This is a genomic window from Candidatus Enterococcus wittei, from assembly GCF_002140175.1.
In the GTDB taxonomy this organism is placed as follows: Bacteria; Bacillota; Bacilli; order Lactobacillales; family Enterococcaceae; genus Enterococcus_B; species Enterococcus_B wittei.
Map to the genome: position 1 here is coordinate 1 of NZ_NGMO01000004.1, position 18914 is coordinate 18914.

13 protein-coding genes are annotated in these 18914 nt (G+C 36.6%); 3 read left to right on the forward strand and 10 right to left on the reverse strand.

Going from position 1 to position 18914, the window contains the following annotated elements:
- Positions 1 to 391: 391 nt before the first annotated feature.
- From A5844_RS11135 to A5844_RS11155, 5 genes are all read right to left on the reverse strand, one after another.
- On the reverse strand, positions 392 to 1897 hold the full coding sequence (locus A5844_RS11135; RefSeq protein WP_086285266.1) for a HAMP domain-containing sensor histidine kinase: 1506 nt from the start codon (positions 1895 to 1897) through the stop codon (positions 392 to 394).
- Positions 1894 to 2580 (reverse strand): response regulator transcription factor, encoded by a 687-nt coding sequence (locus tag A5844_RS11140; RefSeq protein ID WP_005875038.1) that lies wholly within the window; start codon positions 2578 to 2580, stop codon positions 1894 to 1896. Before A5844_RS11140 ends, A5844_RS11135 begins: the two co-directional genes overlap by 4 nt.
- A 200-nt stretch (positions 2581 to 2780) precedes the next feature.
- Complete coding sequence (gene gnd / locus A5844_RS11145; protein WP_086285267.1) at positions 2781 to 4202, reverse strand: NADP-dependent phosphogluconate dehydrogenase; 1422 nt, start codon at positions 4200 to 4202, stop codon at positions 2781 to 2783.
- Between the two features lie 233 nt (positions 4203 to 4435).
- A complete protein-coding gene (gene rpmF / locus A5844_RS11150; protein WP_010735836.1) occupies positions 4436 to 4615 on the reverse strand; it encodes a 50S ribosomal protein L32 in 180 nt (59 codons plus the stop codon).
- Positions 4616 to 4671: 56 nt separating this feature from the next.
- A complete protein-coding gene (locus A5844_RS11155; RefSeq protein ID WP_086285268.1) occupies positions 4672 to 5241 on the reverse strand; it encodes a YceD family protein in 570 nt (189 codons plus the stop codon).
- Between the two features lie 850 nt (positions 5242 to 6091).
- Here A5844_RS11155 and A5844_RS11160 point away from each other — a divergent pair.
- A complete protein-coding gene (locus A5844_RS11160; RefSeq protein ID WP_086285269.1) occupies positions 6092 to 6982 on the forward strand; it encodes a LysR substrate-binding domain-containing protein in 891 nt (296 codons plus the stop codon).
- Between the two features lie 349 nt (positions 6983 to 7331).
- Positions 7332 to 8291: a hypothetical protein gene (locus A5844_RS11165; RefSeq protein WP_086285270.1), complete on the forward strand. Its 960-nt coding sequence runs from the start codon at positions 7332 to 7334 to the stop codon at positions 8289 to 8291.
- Between the two features lie 774 nt (positions 8292 to 9065).
- Here the strand turns inward: A5844_RS11165 and pyk are convergent.
- The 3 genes from pyk to dnaE all read right to left on the reverse strand — a co-directional run bounded on the left by pyk (position 9066) and on the right by dnaE (position 15415).
- Positions 9066 to 10850 (reverse strand): pyruvate kinase, encoded by a 1785-nt coding sequence (gene pyk, locus A5844_RS11170; protein WP_086285271.1) that lies wholly within the window; start codon positions 10848 to 10850, stop codon positions 9066 to 9068.
- Between the two features lie 121 nt (positions 10851 to 10971).
- The gene (gene pfkA / locus A5844_RS11175) at positions 10972 to 11934 is read right to left on the reverse strand and encodes a 6-phosphofructokinase (RefSeq protein ID WP_086285272.1); all 963 of its coding nucleotides are present in this window, start codon (positions 11932 to 11934) and stop codon (positions 10972 to 10974) included.
- A 166-nt stretch (positions 11935 to 12100) separates the two neighbouring features.
- The gene (gene dnaE / locus A5844_RS11180) at positions 12101 to 15415 is read right to left on the reverse strand and encodes a DNA polymerase III subunit alpha (protein WP_086285273.1); all 3315 of its coding nucleotides are present in this window, start codon (positions 15413 to 15415) and stop codon (positions 12101 to 12103) included.
- Between the two features lie 424 nt (positions 15416 to 15839).
- Between dnaE and A5844_RS11185 the strand changes: the two genes are divergently transcribed.
- The gene (locus A5844_RS11185) at positions 15840 to 16028 is read left to right on the forward strand and encodes a YjzD family protein (RefSeq protein ID WP_086285274.1); all 189 of its coding nucleotides are present in this window, start codon (positions 15840 to 15842) and stop codon (positions 16026 to 16028) included.
- 43 nt (positions 16029 to 16071) lie between these two features.
- Here A5844_RS11185 and A5844_RS11190 read toward each other — a convergent pair whose 3' ends face one another.
- Both A5844_RS11190 and A5844_RS11195 read right to left on the reverse strand, forming a co-directional pair.
- Positions 16072 to 17268, reverse strand: a complete 1197-nt coding sequence (locus A5844_RS11190) for a multidrug efflux MFS transporter (RefSeq protein WP_086285275.1) — start codon at positions 17266 to 17268, stop codon at positions 16072 to 16074.
- A 176-nt stretch (positions 17269 to 17444) separates the two neighbouring features.
- The gene (locus tag A5844_RS11195; RefSeq protein WP_086285276.1) at positions 17445 to 18881 is read right to left on the reverse strand and encodes an NCS2 family permease; all 1437 of its coding nucleotides are present in this window, start codon (positions 18879 to 18881) and stop codon (positions 17445 to 17447) included.
- Positions 18882 to 18914 lie beyond the last annotated feature (33 nt).

Below are 18914 nucleotides of genomic sequence, written 5' to 3' on the forward strand. Positions count from 1 at the left end.
ACTTATTATTCTTTAAACAAGTAAATATAAAAGTTCAAAAAATGAAAATCCAACTTGGTCATCCGGTTGTTTGATTGTTAATTCATTTATCAAAAAGTATCTATTCTATTAAAAATATAGATAGTACGATCCCACCTCTCCTTTCATTAGAAAAAAAGAGGCGGAACAGAAGTGGTTAACTCCGAGAAATAAGACGGAATTCACGAAAATTACTTTTCAAATTTTTGTGAACTTTAGCTTATTATCGAAGGAGTTGCTTCTGATTCCGCCGCTTATACGTATTAAGCGCGTAAAACAAGAGTAAATAATACTTCCGGTCCCACGCTCTACTTACTGCTCAAAAAATCCATTCTTGAACTTTAATGATCACTTTTTATTGAAGTGATTTTCTTCACTCGTCACTTTCTGTGCGAACGATCGGAATAAAGATCCTAAAAATCGTTCCTTGTCCTACAACACTTTCGGCAACAATTCTTCCTTTATAGCTTTCTACAAGTTGTTTCGCTATGGATAGACCTAATCCATTTCCACCTTTGGTTCTCGCACGTGCTTTGTCTACGCGATAGAAACGATTGAAAATCTTTTTGAGATCCTCTTGAGGTATGCCTTCGCCAAAGTCTTGGATGGCAATTTCAAACTCACTCAACGTAGACGATATGGATATATGCACTTCTTTTCGGGTGGTTGAGTATTTTACAGCGTTATCTAAGATAATGATGATTAATTGCTCAAAATGATTTCGATAGATTTGTAGAGTGACTTCTTTAGATAGATCATCATCTAAGGTAATGACATAGTCTGGATAAAGCAGTTTAAAGTTATTGAACACCTGATAGGTAACTTCTTTTGCCTGTGTTGTTTCATTTGCATAATACAAATCAACTTGTTCTGCTCTTGAGAGATCAAGCATTTCTTGTACTAAACTTTTCATTCGACTGATTTCCTGCATACTGGCTGTCAGTGATTCTTCTAAAATTTCCGGATCATCTTTGCCCCAACGGTTCAATAAACTAAGATGGCCTTCAATGATTGCTACAGGTGTTCTTAATTCATGGGAGACATCTTCGACGAATTGTTCTTGCTGTTCAATGTATATACGCATCCGATCAAGCATTTCATTAAATATTTCAGCCAAATCGGCTAATTCATCATCCGTGTCAATTTCAGGCATATGGATATCTGATTGCGGATCTTTTCTTATTGTATCCATAGTATCTCTTAATACTTTTAACGGCTTTAAGAAATAAGAAGATAAAAAGAACCCTAGAATACTACTTAATATAAGAGATACAACTTCTAAGACAATTAAAGTCAATAGTAATTTATTTCTAATATCATAGAAAGATGAAAGCTCATAAAAGGTTTGAATATAACCAATTTTTTCTCTCGTTTGCTTTGAGTAAACTGGTTGAATAGACAAAAAACCCGTTTTTCCATCTAACGTAACGATTGTTGGGATCTTTCGGGAGGTTTGAATCAGTGATCGACTTTTTTCATGTGTTTTAAAAATTAATTTTTCATCTAAATCGTAAACATAAAGATCCATAGATGCTTGCCCAAGTTCTGAAATGAAGGAATCGATCTTCATAAGATTCCCTTCAATACTTGATGTATCATTTACAGCAACACTGGAGGTCCCGGCGTTGATTAGATTACGATAAACACTGATTAACGTTAGTTCTTCATCAGAATTAGATAATCGTGACGTCGCTTCTGAAATCGTTTGCTCAACATTTGCTCTTTCTTTCGCAACAATCAGATTGATTGAAGACTTATACGTAATCACTGCAAAGATCGTAAATACGACAAATATAAAGAAAGAACTTGCAAAGGCCCACTTGATGGTTAAAGATGGACCTTTAAGTTCTCTTTTTTCTACTTTTTTAGGGTTGATCACGAGCGCATCACGTAACCAGTACCACGCACTGTTTGAATGTAGCTTTCCTCTCCAGGAACGTCAATCTTGTTACGAAGATAACGGATGTACACATCCACTACGTTGGTTTCTACTTCTGTTTCATAACCCCATACTTTATTGAGTAAAACATCTCGTGCTAATACCACATTGACATTTTCCATCAAAGTAAGCAATAGCTCATATTCCCTTTTTGTTAACTCGATGACTTCACTTCCACGTCGTACCACACGGTTTTCTTTTTCGATTGTTAGATCACGATAAGTAATTGTTGTTTGTTTTGCAACATTCTTATCGCCTTCGATATCGATACGTCGCAATAAGGCACGCAAACGCGCTAGTAGTTCTTCAATTGCAAAAGGTTTAACGATGTAATCATCTGCTCCGTGATCTAAACCTGAAACACGATCAATCACTGAATCACGTGCAGTCATCATAATGATTGGTGTATTCTTCACTTGACGTACGCGACGACAAACTTCTAAACCATTCAGTTCAGGCAACATCAAGTCTAGCAAAATGGCATCCCATTCATTATTCAATGCTGCATCTAATCCAGTTCGACCATTGTAATGGACCTCAGCGTTATACCCCTCATGTTTCAATTCTAACTCGACAAAACGAGCTAAGTTTTTTTCATCTTCAATGATTAGAATATTACTCATTCATTTTTATCCTTTCTCTTATATAAGCTTTTAAAAATTTACCATTACAAAAATTTACCATTACAAAAATATTCTATTTAACTTCTATATTTTAACATGGAATATACTTTTTTAAGAAGAGCTGAAGTCTATTTTTGTAAATCGACTTCAGCTCTATGATTCTTTGCTTATTTTAAGCAATTGTTTTATGAGAAGGCACTTTATTCTTCGCTATACCATGAATAGTGGAAGATTCCTTCTTTATCTACACGCTCATACGTATGTGCACCAAAATAATCACGTTGGGCTTGAATGATATTTGCTGGTAGACGTTCGGCTCTGTAAGAGTCAAAATAAGCAATCGCTGAAGAAAATGTTGGAACTGGAACGCCGGCTTGGACCGCTAACGCAACCACTTCTCTGACAGCTTGTTGGTATTTTCTTGTGATCTCAACAAAATAATCATCTAACAAAAGATTTTCAATATCCGGGTTTTTATCATAGGCGTCTGTGATTTTTTGTAAGAAACGGGCACGAATGATACAGCCACCACGCCAGATTTTTGCAATTTCGCCAAACGGAAGATTCCAGTCATATTCCTTTGAAGCTACACGAAGTTGAGCAAATCCTTGCGCATAGCTCATGATTTTGCTAAAGTACAATGCTTCTCGTATTTTTTCGATAAATTCTTTTTTATCTCCTTTAAATTCAAACTCGTTTGAAAGGGATAAAATCTTACTTGCCTGAACTCGTTCTTCTTTATAAGCAGAGATGTAACGAGCAAAAACAGATTCAGTGATCAGCGGAAGCGGTACACCTAAATCAAGAGCACTTTGACTCGTCCATTTTCCAGTCCCTTTGTTCCCAGCCGCATCAAGAATAACGTCTACGATTGGTTTTCCAGTACCTTCGTCGTCTTTTCTAGTCAAGATATCTGCTGTGATTTCGATCAGATAGCTATCTAGCTCGCCTTCGTTCCATTCTTTAAAGATTTCAGCCATTTCATCTACCGAAAGCCCAAGGATATTTTTCATCAAATCATAAGATTCTGCAATCAATTGCATATCCCCATACTCGATACCATTATGGACCATCTTCACATAGTGACCTGCACCGTTTGGACCGATGTAAGTAACACAGGGAGCTCCATCTTCTGCTTTTGCAGAAATTTGTTCTAAGATTGGTGCTACTAGCTCATAAGCTTCTTTTTGGCCGCCAGGCATGATTGAAGGACCTTTTAATGCTCCTTCTTCTCCACCAGACACACCTGTTCCGATAAAGTTAATACCAGAATTTGCTAACTCTTCATTTCGACGAATCGTATCTTTGAAGAATGTATTCCCACCATCGATTAAGATGTCCCCTTTATCTAAGTGTGGTAACAACTCCTTAATCGTTGCATCTGTTGCTGGCCCTGCTTTGACCATCAAAAGAATACGACGTGGTTTTTCGATGGCATCTACAAATTCCTCAATTGTATAGGTTGCTTTAAAATTTTTATCTGGATGTTCTTCTACGACATCTGTTGTCTTAGCTCCTGTACGATTGAATAAGGCAACAGAGTACCCACGACTTTCAATATTAAGGGCAAGATTCTTACCCATAACAGCCATACCGACAACGCCGATTTGTTGTTTTGACATATGAACTCCTCCTACATGTGGGATATTCTCCCTAATCTCTCTCATTATAGCTTAACATTGTCTCATTGCAAACCAAAGAAGTACCAATTATGTATGATTCTTTCTTATATATTTCATAATCAAACATCATAATTAATAAGCGATGAGGTGAATGAGACTTTCACTAGGCAAAAAAATAAACCTCAAGGCTCCATGGTTAGCCTTGAGGTTTTACATTTTCTAAATAAAATGTATTAAGCTTCTTTAGACATTACGTCCTTACCATCGTAGTAACCACAACTTGCACATACGTGATGGCTTTTTTTCATTTCACCACAGTTTGGACATTCGTTTAACCCTTTGATTGTCAATTTGTAGTGAGTACGACGTTTTGCTTTTTTAGCTTTTGATGTTCTTCTAGCTGGTACTGCCATTTTGCTACACCTCCTTGTAAAGTCTTGCATCATTGCTGACACAATATATTCCAATCTTACGCTTTATCATCATCCTCTGATGTAGAATCAAAAAATTCCGATAGTTTTGCAAGACGAGGATCTACTTTTGTCTCGGCTTCTTCCATCTTTCTTCGCATAAATTCTTCTTCAGAAAGCACTTCCCAATCTTGCCCTTTTGGCAAATTGGTTGATCGTTCTTCTTCATCAGTCAAAACACGCATTGGAATCGCCAATAAAATGTTGTCTTCGATAGACTCTGTTACATCAAGCTGTGCTCCATCAATAATTAAAATCTCTTCAGATGGCAACTCGGCTTCTCTACGTTGGTATTGCTCCGGTGTCATAAACAATTCATTGATGTCAAGGTTGATTGGTAATTCAACAGGGATCAAAGAACGAGTAGACGGAACAGTCAGAGTCGTCTGCGCAGTGTAATGAACGAGATAGCCTTTGTTATCTACTGAGACTAGACCTTCGACTTCCACAGGCGCAACATCTAAAATTAAATTGTCTCGCTTCATAAGAGCCTTTTTTAAGTCAAGGGTCTCATGAAAAGTTAACGGTGTCTCTTGGTATTTTCTCAATTCCAATAAAGACCATTTCATATTTTCATCACTCCTAAGCAACAAAAGCTATTATACAGGCCAAAATCGCTGTTGTCAATGAAATTTTCTTGACACCTTAAAGTTGATAAAAATACAAACGTTTTAAGAAAATTCCGTCTTCTTCATGACTAGTAAAATCTTGATCTAAAAACAGAAGATTTTTAATTATCTCATAGATATGCTTCCAGTAATACATTATTCTAGAAATTTAAATAACTTAGTTGTTCCAAACATTAGCAAATTATGTTGCTGATTATCTATAAAAACAATGATTGTTTTAATAACAACTCTATAGAGTCGTTAAATTGCTTTTTAGAATCCTACCTACAATGCACTAAGCTATAGACTATTTATGTGACTCCAGTTAAAGTATCTCTACGTCTCACAAAAAATTTAGAAACAACGAAACCCCTATACTCGTAGACCTGACACGTAGATATCCATTTAACAATACGTTTACTATCAGTAAAGCATAGTTGCTGTAACTTCTCAGATTCTTCAAATACTAGGCTGTAGAGCCATCATACATACTATTCTTTTTTCGAAGGTATGGTTAAAAATGGCGATACGAATCATTTTACTAAAAAAAATCGTCATCCCTCATCAAAGAGAATACGTATATTATTTATCTACCTTATTCCATAAATCTACTAAATAGCTTTTTTCCTTCAGAAGAGATCCATTTTATATTCCACTACTTTGTTTCAAATAAACAAATTAGAATATCGGTACCTTCAATGTTATCAACTCGTCTTCACCTTTACTTTTAAGTCCTATTTTTAACGTTTGATATAGTCAAAGTTATAGATTACAATAAACAATACTTATAGGTTAGGAGTGGTTGATTTTTATGAATACTAGAGACATTGAATATTATGTCCAAATCGTCAAACTAAAAAACTTCACCAAAGTAGCGAAATACTTCGAAGTTAGTCAACCGACCGTTACATATGCCTTGCAACGTTTGGAAAAAGAACTAGGTGCTGTCTTGATCACAAGAGATCGTTCTCACCATGAATTGCTTATTACTCCTGCCGGAAAGCAATTATTCATTCACGCTCAATCAATTTTACAAGAAATCAAGCTGGCTAAAGCAGAAATTACTCAGCTTCAAAAGAAAAAATTACGATTTGGTATGCCTCCTATCATTGGGAATGAGTATTTTCCAAAGCTATCTAGTTATTTCATTAACTATCAGTTGATGCCACAAATTGATATGATTGATGGCGGTTCACGTGATCTTTATCAAATGCTCCATCAAGGAAGGATTGATTTAGCTATTTTAGGATCAACGCAACCCATCGTTGATCAAAAACTGGAAATCAAACTTCTTTTAGAAAAAAGATTTATGATCATTGTTTCGCCTTCACATCCTTTAGCAACGCGTAAAAGCCTCTCATTCAAGGAACTGAACGATGAACAATTTGTGTTGCTGAATGAACACTATGTCCACCCTACTGCTTTTACGAAATTAGCTAAACAAGCTCATATCGAACCCAGTGTCGTCTATCAAAGCAATGATTTAACCATTTTAAAAAGTATGATCCGTGAAAATATCGGAATTGGTTTTTTAACTGAAATTGCGATCCGCCCTGAAGATAGACTCGTAAGTATCCCATTATCTGACACGATCCAACCTCGTTTTTTGATTTCTTTAGTTTCTCGCTCACAACAGTTACCCACCATGTTAAAGGAAAAAGTAGTGGAAGTTATCCATGAGTTCATGAAAACTCAAAAATAGCATCCACTGATGAGCTATTTCTAATCTCTTAAAAACAAAATATCCAATGCTACAGAAGTACTATTTAAACAAAGCCAAAGAATCTGGAAAAGATGAAAATTCTACTTCCAGATTCTTTGGCTTTTCATAAAAAAACATTGATGTAAGACAATTCTGTTATCTTTAGTAGTTATAGATGAATTTATCAATTCTATTTTAACAAAGATCTTTAAGCAAACATTGCGTTTATGGCCCATATTATTTATTTTAAATAACAGAAAAAAATAACGATAAAATTGTGAATTTACTTGTATACTAGATTCTCAAGGGGAAACCCGAGAAAAACGAACGAATGAATAAGGGGAGAAACATGAAAAAGGAAAAAAATATTCTACTATATGGATTAAGCGCGGGCAAATATGAATTTTTCAATAAAGTGAAGGGAGAAGAAATCGATCTTGGAGAAAGAGAATTTCAAATAGATAAGAAATTACCTACTTTTGTTTCTTATAAATCTTATAGTATTAGTACATATATTAACGAGTTCGCAAGAATTTTATTTGATGAGAAGGAAAATTTAAAAACTCCTGAGCAATGGCAGCAATTTTCTCAAGATTGGCCCAAATATATCTCAATGTCACATAAAAATTTGCCATTATGGAAAGAATACTATCGCTGTATGAAAATCACTGCTGAAACAAAAGAAAATTATATAAATAATCTAACAAAACAAGGATGTAAAAATGGAATTAATATGGCTATTGCCAATCCGAACATTATGATCTATTTTGTACTAGATAAATTAAATATGAACTTCGTTACGGATAAAGCAAAAAAATTTAAATCTAGTTATACAGGGATAGAGCTTCGCTATATCTATCGACATTGGTCTGAAGCAAAAGAAAGTATTGTATTTTTTGAGAAAAATAAAGAAGTAAAAGCTCCATGGATTAAAGGAAAATATATTGATGCTTGGGAAAGATATGCTAACAAGAGAGCTTATCGATTGTTAGGAAAAAAAATCCGTAAGGCAATTGAAGAGAGAGAAGCTAGAGCATTTCAAGAACTAAATGAATCTATTCTTCAACATAGACCTACTCATGAATATATGGATAAAGAAGAGAAATATTGGGAATTATCTAAGTTAATAGCGAAAACAAGTGAGGTTCATCCAAAAAAGATTCAAAACACCCAGGTATCAACTTTTCAAAAAAATAAGGAAAAAGGATTTAGATCATTTAAAACACTGCGTGAATTTGGGAATAAAAAGGCAACAGTTAATAATTGTAAGAAAAAACAACTGGAGTATTATTTTGAGCTGTCCATTTAATGAAATGAAAAGAGACTAGCGTAGAACTTATTTTTAGCCTCATAAGTGCAAAAAGGGGAAACATCACTTATGAGGTGTTTCAGTATCCTCTTATTTTAAAACAACTGACTAATAGTTTAGCAATGAATACAGTCGCTACCGTCCTATTCATTTAAAGCTTGTCAAATGACTATTCAGCAGCATTTTTTTAGATTCTCATCAACTGATAAGTGAATAGATTTCTTTTCCATTATTTCCATATAATCCTCTCATCCACCTTACTACCTACATTTCAACTTATTACTATCAACAACAGAAAAACGATCATCGTTTTAAATCTCAAAGAGGAACGAGAAAAACTAGTATAGATATATCAATGATCCTTGTGTTTATTTCTTTTCCTTCTCGTACTATTTCGCCTCTATGTGCTCTTTACTCCGAGAATTAGTTAATTCCTAACAAAAAAGAGGCTGGTACAGAAGCGTTTAACTCCGAGAAATAAGCTGGAATTCACGAAAATTGCTTTTCAAATTTTTGTGAATTCCAGCTTATTTCCGAAGGAGTTGCTTCTGCTCCCGCCGTTTATATGTATTCAGAGCGTGAAACAAAATTAAATAACGCTTTTGTCCCAGGCTCTTTTAGATGACTTTATCGGTTCGATTTAATAAAAAGCCACCGAAAATAAACCAGAGAAACCCAAAACTACACAAAGTAGATCTTAGGCACTCCGGCTTATTTTAAAGTTGAGGATGCATTCACAACCTCTTAGTTATCGATCTCTTAGTCAAAAGAACTTTAGATAGCAGTTGTTTCTCCGCGGTAAACAATGCCACGGCGTGCATCGACAGTGATCAATTCACCATCTTTGATTGTTGAAGTTGCTTCTTTAGCACCAACGATCACTGGAATGTCTTGAGCGATACCAACGACTGCTGCATGAGAAGTTAATCCACCTTCTTCAACAACTACAGCTGATGCTTTTTCAATTGCAGGCATGTATTCTTTATCAGTTGAAGGAACGACTAATACCATTCCATCTTTTGCTTTTTTGATTGCTTCTGCTGCTGATGAAGCTACTACAGCATTCGCTACAACAGATTGTTGACCAATACCTTGAGCTTCTAATAACTTAGAACCAATCATTTGAATTTTCATCACGTTTGTTGTTCCACGTTCACCCACTGGTACACCAGCAGTGATCAAGATCAAGTCGCCTTCTGAAGCAAAACCTAATTCTACTGCTTTTTTCGAAGCTAACTCAAACATTTCGTCTGTTGTTGTTGGTTTTTCAGCAACTGTTGGATATACACCCCAGTTAAGCATTAAACCACGTTTTGTGCGTTCGTCAAATGTTACTGCCAAAATATCAGCATCTGGACGATATTTAGAAATCATTTTCGCAGTGTAACCTGATTCAGTCGCAGCTACGATTGTTTTGACACCTAGATTTTTTGCTGCACGAGCGACAGATAAACCAATTGTTTCAGTTACATCTGTTTTATCAAATTCATTTAATTGGAATGAACCTAACTCTGCTAAAGCATTTTCTGCTTGTTCGTCAATACGAGCCATTGTCGCAACTGCTTCAACTGGGTAGTCCCCATTTGCAGATTCTCCAGATAGCATTGTTGCATCTGTTCCATCAAATACCGCATTCGCCACGTCGGAAGCTTCCGCACGTGTTGGACGTGGGTTTTCTTGCATTGATTCTAACATTTGTGTAGCAGTGATAACTGGGATACCAGCAGCATTACATTTTTTGATAATACGTTTTTGAACCATTGGAACTAATTCAGCTGGAATTTCCACACCCATGTCTCCACGAGCGATCATAACTCCATCAGAAACTTTGATGATTTCATCAATGTTGTCGATTCCTTCTTGTGATTCGATTTTAGGGAAGATTTGAACGTGTGTCATATCTTTTTCTTCTAAAATTTCACGAATATCTAAAACGTCTTGTGCTTTACGAACAAAACTTGCTGCGATAAAGTCAATATCGTTATCTAGACCAAAACGGATATCGTCTGCATCTTTTGGTGTGATCCCTGGTAAGCTGATTGAAACGCCTGGTGCATTAACCCCTTTACGTGAGCCTAGCATTCCTGCATTTTTCACTTCTACAACTAATTCACGAGTTGCTTCGTCTTTTTCAATGATTTCCATATCGATTAAGCCATCATCGAATAAGATGTGCCCACCAACATGTACGTCTTCAAATAGACCTGGGTAAGTTACTGCGATTTTTTCTTTTGATCCAACATGTTCAGGGTCCATTGAGATACGTGTTTTATCGCCTACTTCAAATTTGATGTAGCCTGCACGGCCAAAATCTTCTTCAGTTGTTCCTTGAACAGTTGTACGGATTTCCGCACCTTTTGTATCTAAAAGAATTCCTACATCTTTACCTGTTTTTTTAACTGCTTCACGAACCATTACCATACGTGATAATTGTTCTTCATGATCACCATGTGAGAAGTTGAAGCGGAAGACATTTGCCCCAGACTCGATCAATTTAGAAATAGTTTCTACTGAATTACTTGCTGGTCCTAATGTGCTAACGATTTTCGTTTTTTTCATTTTACAAAACTCTCCCATTCAAATTGTTTATTTAAAGCTATAAAAAGCTTAAATAGCTACAAAAACTTGGGGAATACTTCCCCACTCCCATTAAAATTACTGCTCTTCTTTCGTCTTGAAATTAGAAAGAAAGAGAGTTGTTTAAGTCATATAATGATAAATCTGGTTTGTGTTTGCTGTTTTCTAGTGTATCGATGATATCTGCTTCAACGATTTCATTGTTGCGGATACCAATACATAATCCACCTTTACCTTCTTGAAGCAATTCGACAGCATGGGCGCCAAATTTACTTGCTAAAACACGGTCACGTGCAGTTGGAGAACCACCACGTACAACGTGTCCTAAAATAGAAACGCGTGTATGATAGTCACCGTATTCAGAAAGTTTTTCAGCAAATTCATTTCCGCCCATTACCCCTTCAGCTAAGATAATCAAGCAATGTTTTTTGCCACGGTCGCGACCTTCTTGGATTTTTTTGGCAACAGATGCCATTTCAAAATCATGTTCAGGGATGATGATTTCATCTGCCCCACCGGCAACACCTGACCATAAAGCAATGTCTCCTGCGTTACGTCCCATTACTTCAATGACGAATGTACGTACATGTGAAGTAGCTGTATCACGAATGCGGTCGATTGATTCCAACACTGTATTGATTGCTGTATCAAAACCGATCGTAAAATCAGTACCTGGAATATCATTATCGATTGTTCCTGGTACACCAACTGCTGGAAATCCGCGTTTTGTCAAAGCCATAGCGCCATGGTAAGAACCATCTCCACCAATTACGACAAGCCCTTCAATACCGAATTTTTTCAATTGTTCGATTCCTTTTAACTGACCTTCTTCGGTTGCAAATTCAGGGTACCGTGCAGAGTACAAGAAAGTTCCTCCACGTTGAATTTTATCACCGACATCAGCCACATCTAGACGACGAATATCTCCTGCAACTAAACCAGCAAAACCATAATTGATTCCATATACTTCTAGTCCTTCATAAATACCTTTACGAACGACTGCGCGAACAGCTGCATTCATCCCAGGTGCGTCTCCGCCACTGGTCAAAATTCCGATGCGTTTCATAATCATATTCACCTCATTAAATTACTTTATCCTAAGAGAATCTTAGGGTTATAACCTTCTTTGTATTAACCACGACTAACATTTTAACATTATTTTTGCTACTTGTCTTGATTTCCAGATAAAAAAATGAAAAAAAATGAAAACAAATAGTATCTTTTACCGTAAGTTATTTGAAAACCACATTTTCTTCTTGTAATAAATGAAGTAACTGCGTCTTCAAGCTAGTATTACCATCGACCCAAAAGGCTTCAGGCAACACAACTTTACGCTGATCCTTTTCATGATACATGACAACTGGGATGTACCCAGGGAATTTCTGAAACAGTTCTTGAAGCTTTTTCATTGTTTGTGGTTCATCTAACTCTTCTTTGATCCGTAGATAACACGTTTGTTCTGGATACTGCTCTTCTAATTTTTCTGGATCAGCAACAATTTCTGCTATCAATTGCAATTCTTGATTGTATTTACTGATTTCTGTACGTCCTTGTACAAAGATTACTTGGTTTTCCTTAAATAAAGCTCGCGCTTGTCGGTATAATTCTGGAAAAACAGTGATTGGTACTTCTCCACTGCTATCGGTACCGGTGACAAAAGCCATCAAAGCCCCTTTTTTCGTGCGGATCTCTCTTACTTCTTTGACCATCAACAGCAAGTAAGTCATTTGTTTGGGCACGATCTCTGTGACCAACTGGATCTTTTTAGCCAGTTTTAATCGTTCGTACCCTTCTGTCGGATGTCCTGACAAATAGACACCCAGGTATTCCTCTTCTAATTGAAGCTTTTCTTCTAACGAGTAGTCAGTGACTTCTTCTTCTTTTAAAGCCATAATATCTAGTAAATCCAAACTTCCTCCACTATAGACGATGTTCTGGATCTTCCCTTCTAGATCAAGCATCAATTGTTTTTGATTCGATACTAAATCATCAAATGCGCCTGCCGCTACCAACGACTGTAACAGATCGAGTTTCAACCAGCGTTTGTTGATGCGGATCAAAAATTGATCAATAGATTGGAATGCACCATTTTCTTTTCGTTCCTTTATGATTTCTTCTATAAAATCTCGTCTGACTCCTTTAATCGCTGTCAAGCCAAAGCGAATGGTCTCTTTATCAACTAATTCGAATCCGTAATAACTTTGATTAATAGATGGTGGTGCCAGTTTTAATTTGTATTTACGTGCTTCAGCGATATACTCTTTTAATTTTGCTGTATTGTGTCTCACTGAGTTCATTAAACTAGCAAAAAATGCTCCCGGATGATGGGCTTTTAAATAAGCCATTTGGAAGCCAACAAATGAATAAGCAAACGCATGAGATCGGTTAAATCCATAATTCGCAAATCGTTCGATATATTCGTAAACCTCATTTGCTTTTTCTTTGCTATACCCTTGTTTAGCTGCTCCTAGAACAAAGTGTTCACGTTCTTCATCAATCACATCTTTTTTCTTCTTACTGATAGCTCTTCTTAAAATATCAGCCTGTCCTAAAGAAAATCCAGCCATCTTCGAAGCGATCTGCATGATTTGTTCTTGATAGACGATAACTCCATATGTGTTCTTTAAAATAGGCATTAATGAATCATCTGGGTAATGGATTTTTTCTTTGCCTTTCTTTCGCGAAATAAATGTATCGATCATTTGCATCGGACCAGGACGATACAGCGCATTGACTGCTGCAATATCTTCAATCGTTTCTGGACTTAGTCTTCTTAGTACATTTCGAATACCAGCTGATTCAAACTGAAAGACGCCAGTCGTTTCTCCTTGTTGGAACAAGCGCAATGTTTTGGGATCGTTCAAAGGAATCTTTTTCAGTTCGACCTCTTGATGTTCCACACGTTTGATTCCTTTCAGCGTATAATCAATGATCGAGAGGTTCCTTAGTCCTAAGAAATCCATCTTCAATAAACCGATTGCTTCGACATCATTCATTGTATATTGTGTCAAGTATGCTTCGTCTGATCCTTTTTGTAAAGGAACTAAACCTAGGAGATTTTTGTCACTTAACACGACCCCAGCTGCATGGGTAGAAACATGTCTTGGTAAGCCTTCAAGAATATTTGCTGTCTGAAATAAAAGTTGATTTTTTTCACTAGTTTTGACCAATTCCACCAGTTTATTGGATGTTTGATAGGCTTCTTTGAGAGTCACTTTCAATTGGTTAGGAATCGCCTTAGACCAACGATTGGCTTCACTTTGAGATAACCCAAACACACGAGCAACGTCTCGAAGAACCATTTTTGCTGCCATGGTACCAAATGTTGCGATTTGTGCCATATGATATTGTCCATATTTTTCACGAACATAATTCAGTACCTCTTCACGACGATTATCTGGAATATCCAAATCTATATCAGGCATTGTATACCGTTCGGGATTTAAAAACCGCTCAAATAGAAGATCGTATTTCAAGGGATCCACATCAGTGATAGCTAAAACATACGCGACCAATGATCCCGCAGCTGATCCTCGACCTGCGCCTGTTACGATTTGCTGTTCATGAGCAAAGGCCATGACATCCCAAACAATCAAGAAATAATCATCAAACCCCATTTGATGGATAATCGATAATTCATAATCCAAACGTTTTTGATAGTCAGGCGTAAAATCAATGACTCGTTTTTTCAACTGCATCTGACATAATTCTCTTAAATATGTTCCTGCTGGTTGATTTTCTGGTACAGGATAATGAGGTAATAGCTTTTGATGAAATTGAAACTGAAAAGAAATAGTCGTTGAGAGATGATAGGCATGATTCACTGCATCCCTTAAATCAGCGGCTTCAAATCGTTGGATCAATTCTGCTTCAGGTATTAAAAAACCTTCATTTGAAGACCGTATACTTTGTTTTATTTCATCAAAGGCGATTTGACTGCCTTCACGAATATGTTCCATAGTAGCCAATGCGAAAAGTTCCTCTTGATGTAGGCTAGCAATCGGGTGTACTGCACATAATCGATAATCCTTTTCTCTTAAAAAATCCAACCATGCGCCAGCTTCATTGGCTACTCGTTCTGTCACTCCTACATAAAAATCAGTTGCTGAGACTTTTTCTTGAAGCAATACCCAGTGCTGATCAAACAGATCCGGTTGTCCAAACACATCTACAATTGAATCATTTGGCGGTAAAATCACGATCAACTGATCGATATCTGTGATTTCAGACAGTTCCAGTGTACCTTGTATCATTTTTTTACTGGATAACTGCATCAATTGTTGGTACCCTTGCTCATTTTTGGCGTAAAATAAAAGTTGGTTGTGACGATCATCATAAGTATATTCTAATTCCAACCCGATAATCGGTTGAATTTGTTCATTGATACACGCACGGTAGAATTCGGCAGCACCATATAACACGTCACGATCTGTAATAGCCAATGCTTGGTAACCTAACTTTTTTGCGGTCTTCACATACTCACCCACTCGGATCGTACTTTGTAATAATGAGTAAGAAGTGGTGGTATAAAGTTGTGGGAGAAACATTACACATGCCTCCTTTTTATTTTAAGTCATGCAGATGAAAAGCAATTCAGCTTTAGTTATAGTATCATATTCTAAGAGGGGAAACATCTAAATTTCACCTCTATCACTTTAAACATCTGGGAATCTCTCCATAGATTCTCGTTGTTAGGATAAAGTAGAAGAAAGCTACTTTCTGTGCTTTCTTCTTATTACTTATATATGCTCGCTTCCTTTATTAAGAAATACCGTTTTGATGCTAAGTCGGAATTTGAAAATATTGAGGAACTATTTACTCAAATCTCCTCTTTTTTCTTAAACTGAACAGCGTTTTGACAACCTTTCTTTTGATCATTTTTTAAGGAATAAAAAAATTTTTTTTTGTAAATAGGTTTCTTTACATTACAGAAAAATCTGTTAAACTAAATTTAGAAAAGAGGTGTTTGTTATGCGATATATCGTAACATTGTTTTGGTCATTTGTTTTAGGACAAGTCGTTGGCTATATCGGCGGTGCGTTAACAAGTGGTCCGTATGATTTTACGTTGACAACGATTATTTCTTTAGTCGCTGGGCTCGTCGTCATTTTGATCGGTGCTGTTGCAACGCCTAGAAAAGAAGTCTCATCACACTCTTAGAAAAACCGAACAGATTGGAGAAATCTCCAATCTGTTTTTTTGTTTATAATTTGCGATGAAGAACCTTTCTGAGATTGAATAAGGATAACAAAAAATTTGATAAAACAAATAGACTTGTCACGATAAAGACGGAGCTATAATTAAATGCATGGGCAACCGTTGAACCTAGCATGGGACCTAATACCTGTCCAAAATTACTAAACATTTGATTATAACTGTACACTCGACTCACTCCTTCAGGTGGAGTGATTTTACTGATCAGTGTATTAATGGAAGGCATCAATGCACCGGTAGAAAATCCAAGAATAAAACGCAAAATACCTAATTGCAAAGGCGTTGTAACGAATGCCATAGGTAAGTAACAACAAAATGACAACGCTAGACCCGCTAATAGTATTTTCTGGTTACCGATTTTATCGCCTAATTTCCCCAGCTTAGGAGAAGAAAAAACAGCCGAGACACCAGAGACAGAAACAATAAGTCCACTAACAAAAAGAATATTAGAACTATCTCCACTTAGTTCTCGAATATATAAGGTCAAAATCGGACTGATCGTTGTGATCCCTATTTGTAAAATCAATGTAGTGATAAATAACCCAACCAAAACAGAAAAATGATCCATTCTTGTAAATATTTCTTTGGTACTGACTAAATCTTTTTTCTCAACTGGATGAAAATCTTCTTTAACGAGAAAGATCGTTAAAATCGTGGTGATCATCAATAATCCACCGGTGATCAAAAAGACATTTTCCATGCCGAACCATTGAGCTAAGGCCCCACCCATTGAAGGACCAATCAAATTACCGGCAATTGCTCCAGTTGATAGAGTTCCTAACGCCCAACCACTTTTTTCTTTTGGTGCTTGTGAGGCAATCATCGCTGTCGCATTTGGTATGTATCCAGATAAAATACCATTAAAAAAACGCATGATCAATAGCCAGTAAGCATTTGGTACAAAAGCTAATGATCCCATTGTAATCGTCATTCCAGCCGCTGCACGAATCATCATCATCTTTCGTCCTTTTCGATCGGCTAAACTCCCCCATATCGGTGCAACGATTGCTGAAGCAAAGGCTGTCACTGAAATGGCTAAACCAGAAAACAGCGCCACTTGATCTTTTGGCGTTCCCAATTGCTCAACATAGATTGGAATAAATGGCATGACCAGACTGATACTTGCTCCTGTGAAAAAACAACCGATCCAGGCAATGATTAAATTTTTCCGCCATTGTATTTTCATTTATCACCCTTCTTTCATCTCTATATAATCATACCTATTTTTATACCTCGGTGCAAAAGATGTGCCATTTGTTTTTTCAAGTAATCATGATTGTTATTTTTTTCGTGCTCGTTTCGTCAAAAAAAGAACCTGGAATGCTGTTAGCTTTCCAAGTTCTCCAGATGGAATCATTCAACTTATATCGTTGCTAAGATAATAAAGTTGATAATAAATAATATGTCTACGATCCACAATGCAAGTGAAACCTCTTTTGCTTTTCCTTTGATTACTTTAACAATCGTGTAAAAAATAAATCCTGCAGCAATTCCATAAGAGATGCTATAGCATAACCCCATAAAGATCGAAGCAAAAAAGGCTGGAAGTGCTTCTTCTAAATCAAGCCACTTGATATCTGAGAATGAAGCCATCATCATCACACCTACTAAAATCAATGCTGGTGCAGTTGCCTGTGCAGGAACAATCGCAATAAGCGGAGAAAGTAAACTACTTAATGCAAAGAGTGCAGCCACGACTACTGATGTTAAACCTGTACGTCCACCCGCTCCGATTCCTGCTGCTGATTCAACGTAAGTAGTCGTATTGGACGTTCCAAAAATTGCACCGATAGATGTAGCGATCGCATCTGCAAATAATGCTTTGTCCATTTTTGTTCTTAATCCATTACTATCTTCCAAAGCTTGTTCGTCTTCCTTTGAGAAAATCCCTGTGCGTCTCCCCGTTCCAATAAAAGTACCGATCGTATCAAATATATCTGATAAACTAAAAGCGATGATCGTCATCAATACTTGAGGGATTTTGGACGTATCACTAAATAAAGACTGCATCCCTTCAGGGCCAAATGCCGCACCAAAAGTTATTCCTAATTCTTTCACTGAATTCCCTAATGAATTTTGGTGCCAATCAATCGTATTTAGATCCACAACACCCATCAAAATACCAATAATCGTTGTCACTATGATACCGATCAAAATGGCTCCGCGAATATTTTTCACCACTAAAATAGCCGTCAAAACTAATCCAATGATGGCCAATATAATCGGTGCTTGATTAAAATTAGCTAACGCTGGCACAATTCCGCCATTGATTGTTACATTCGTTGCTTGTCCACCTTCAACTACAGAACTAGTAATCGCTGATTGGTCTGCAGAAAAAGATAAAAAGCCTGCATTTTTGATCCCTACATATGCGACAAAAATCCCGATCCCACCACCGATGGCATGTTGTAGACTTTCAGGAATTGCATGGATGATCTTTTTACGAATATTGGTTACTGTAATCAGTATATTAATCAAACCACAGATAAAGACCATTGCTAAAGCTTGTTGCCATGTATACCCTAGACCAAAAACAACTGTAAAAGTAAAGAAAGCATTCAAGCCCATGCCAGGAGCTTGGGCGTATGGTACATTAGCAAATAGCCCCATTACTAATGTTCCTATAATAGAAGCAATGATCGTTGCTAAGAAGACCGCTTGAAAGGGCATCCCTGCAGCTGATAAGATCGTTGGATTAACAAATAATATATAACTCATGGCAAAAAACGTTGTTATCCCTGCCACCATTTCTGTTGGTACATTTGTTTTATTTTTCTTTAGTTGGAAAAACTTTTCCATAAAAATTTCCACTCCCTGATTTCTGTCTCTTAT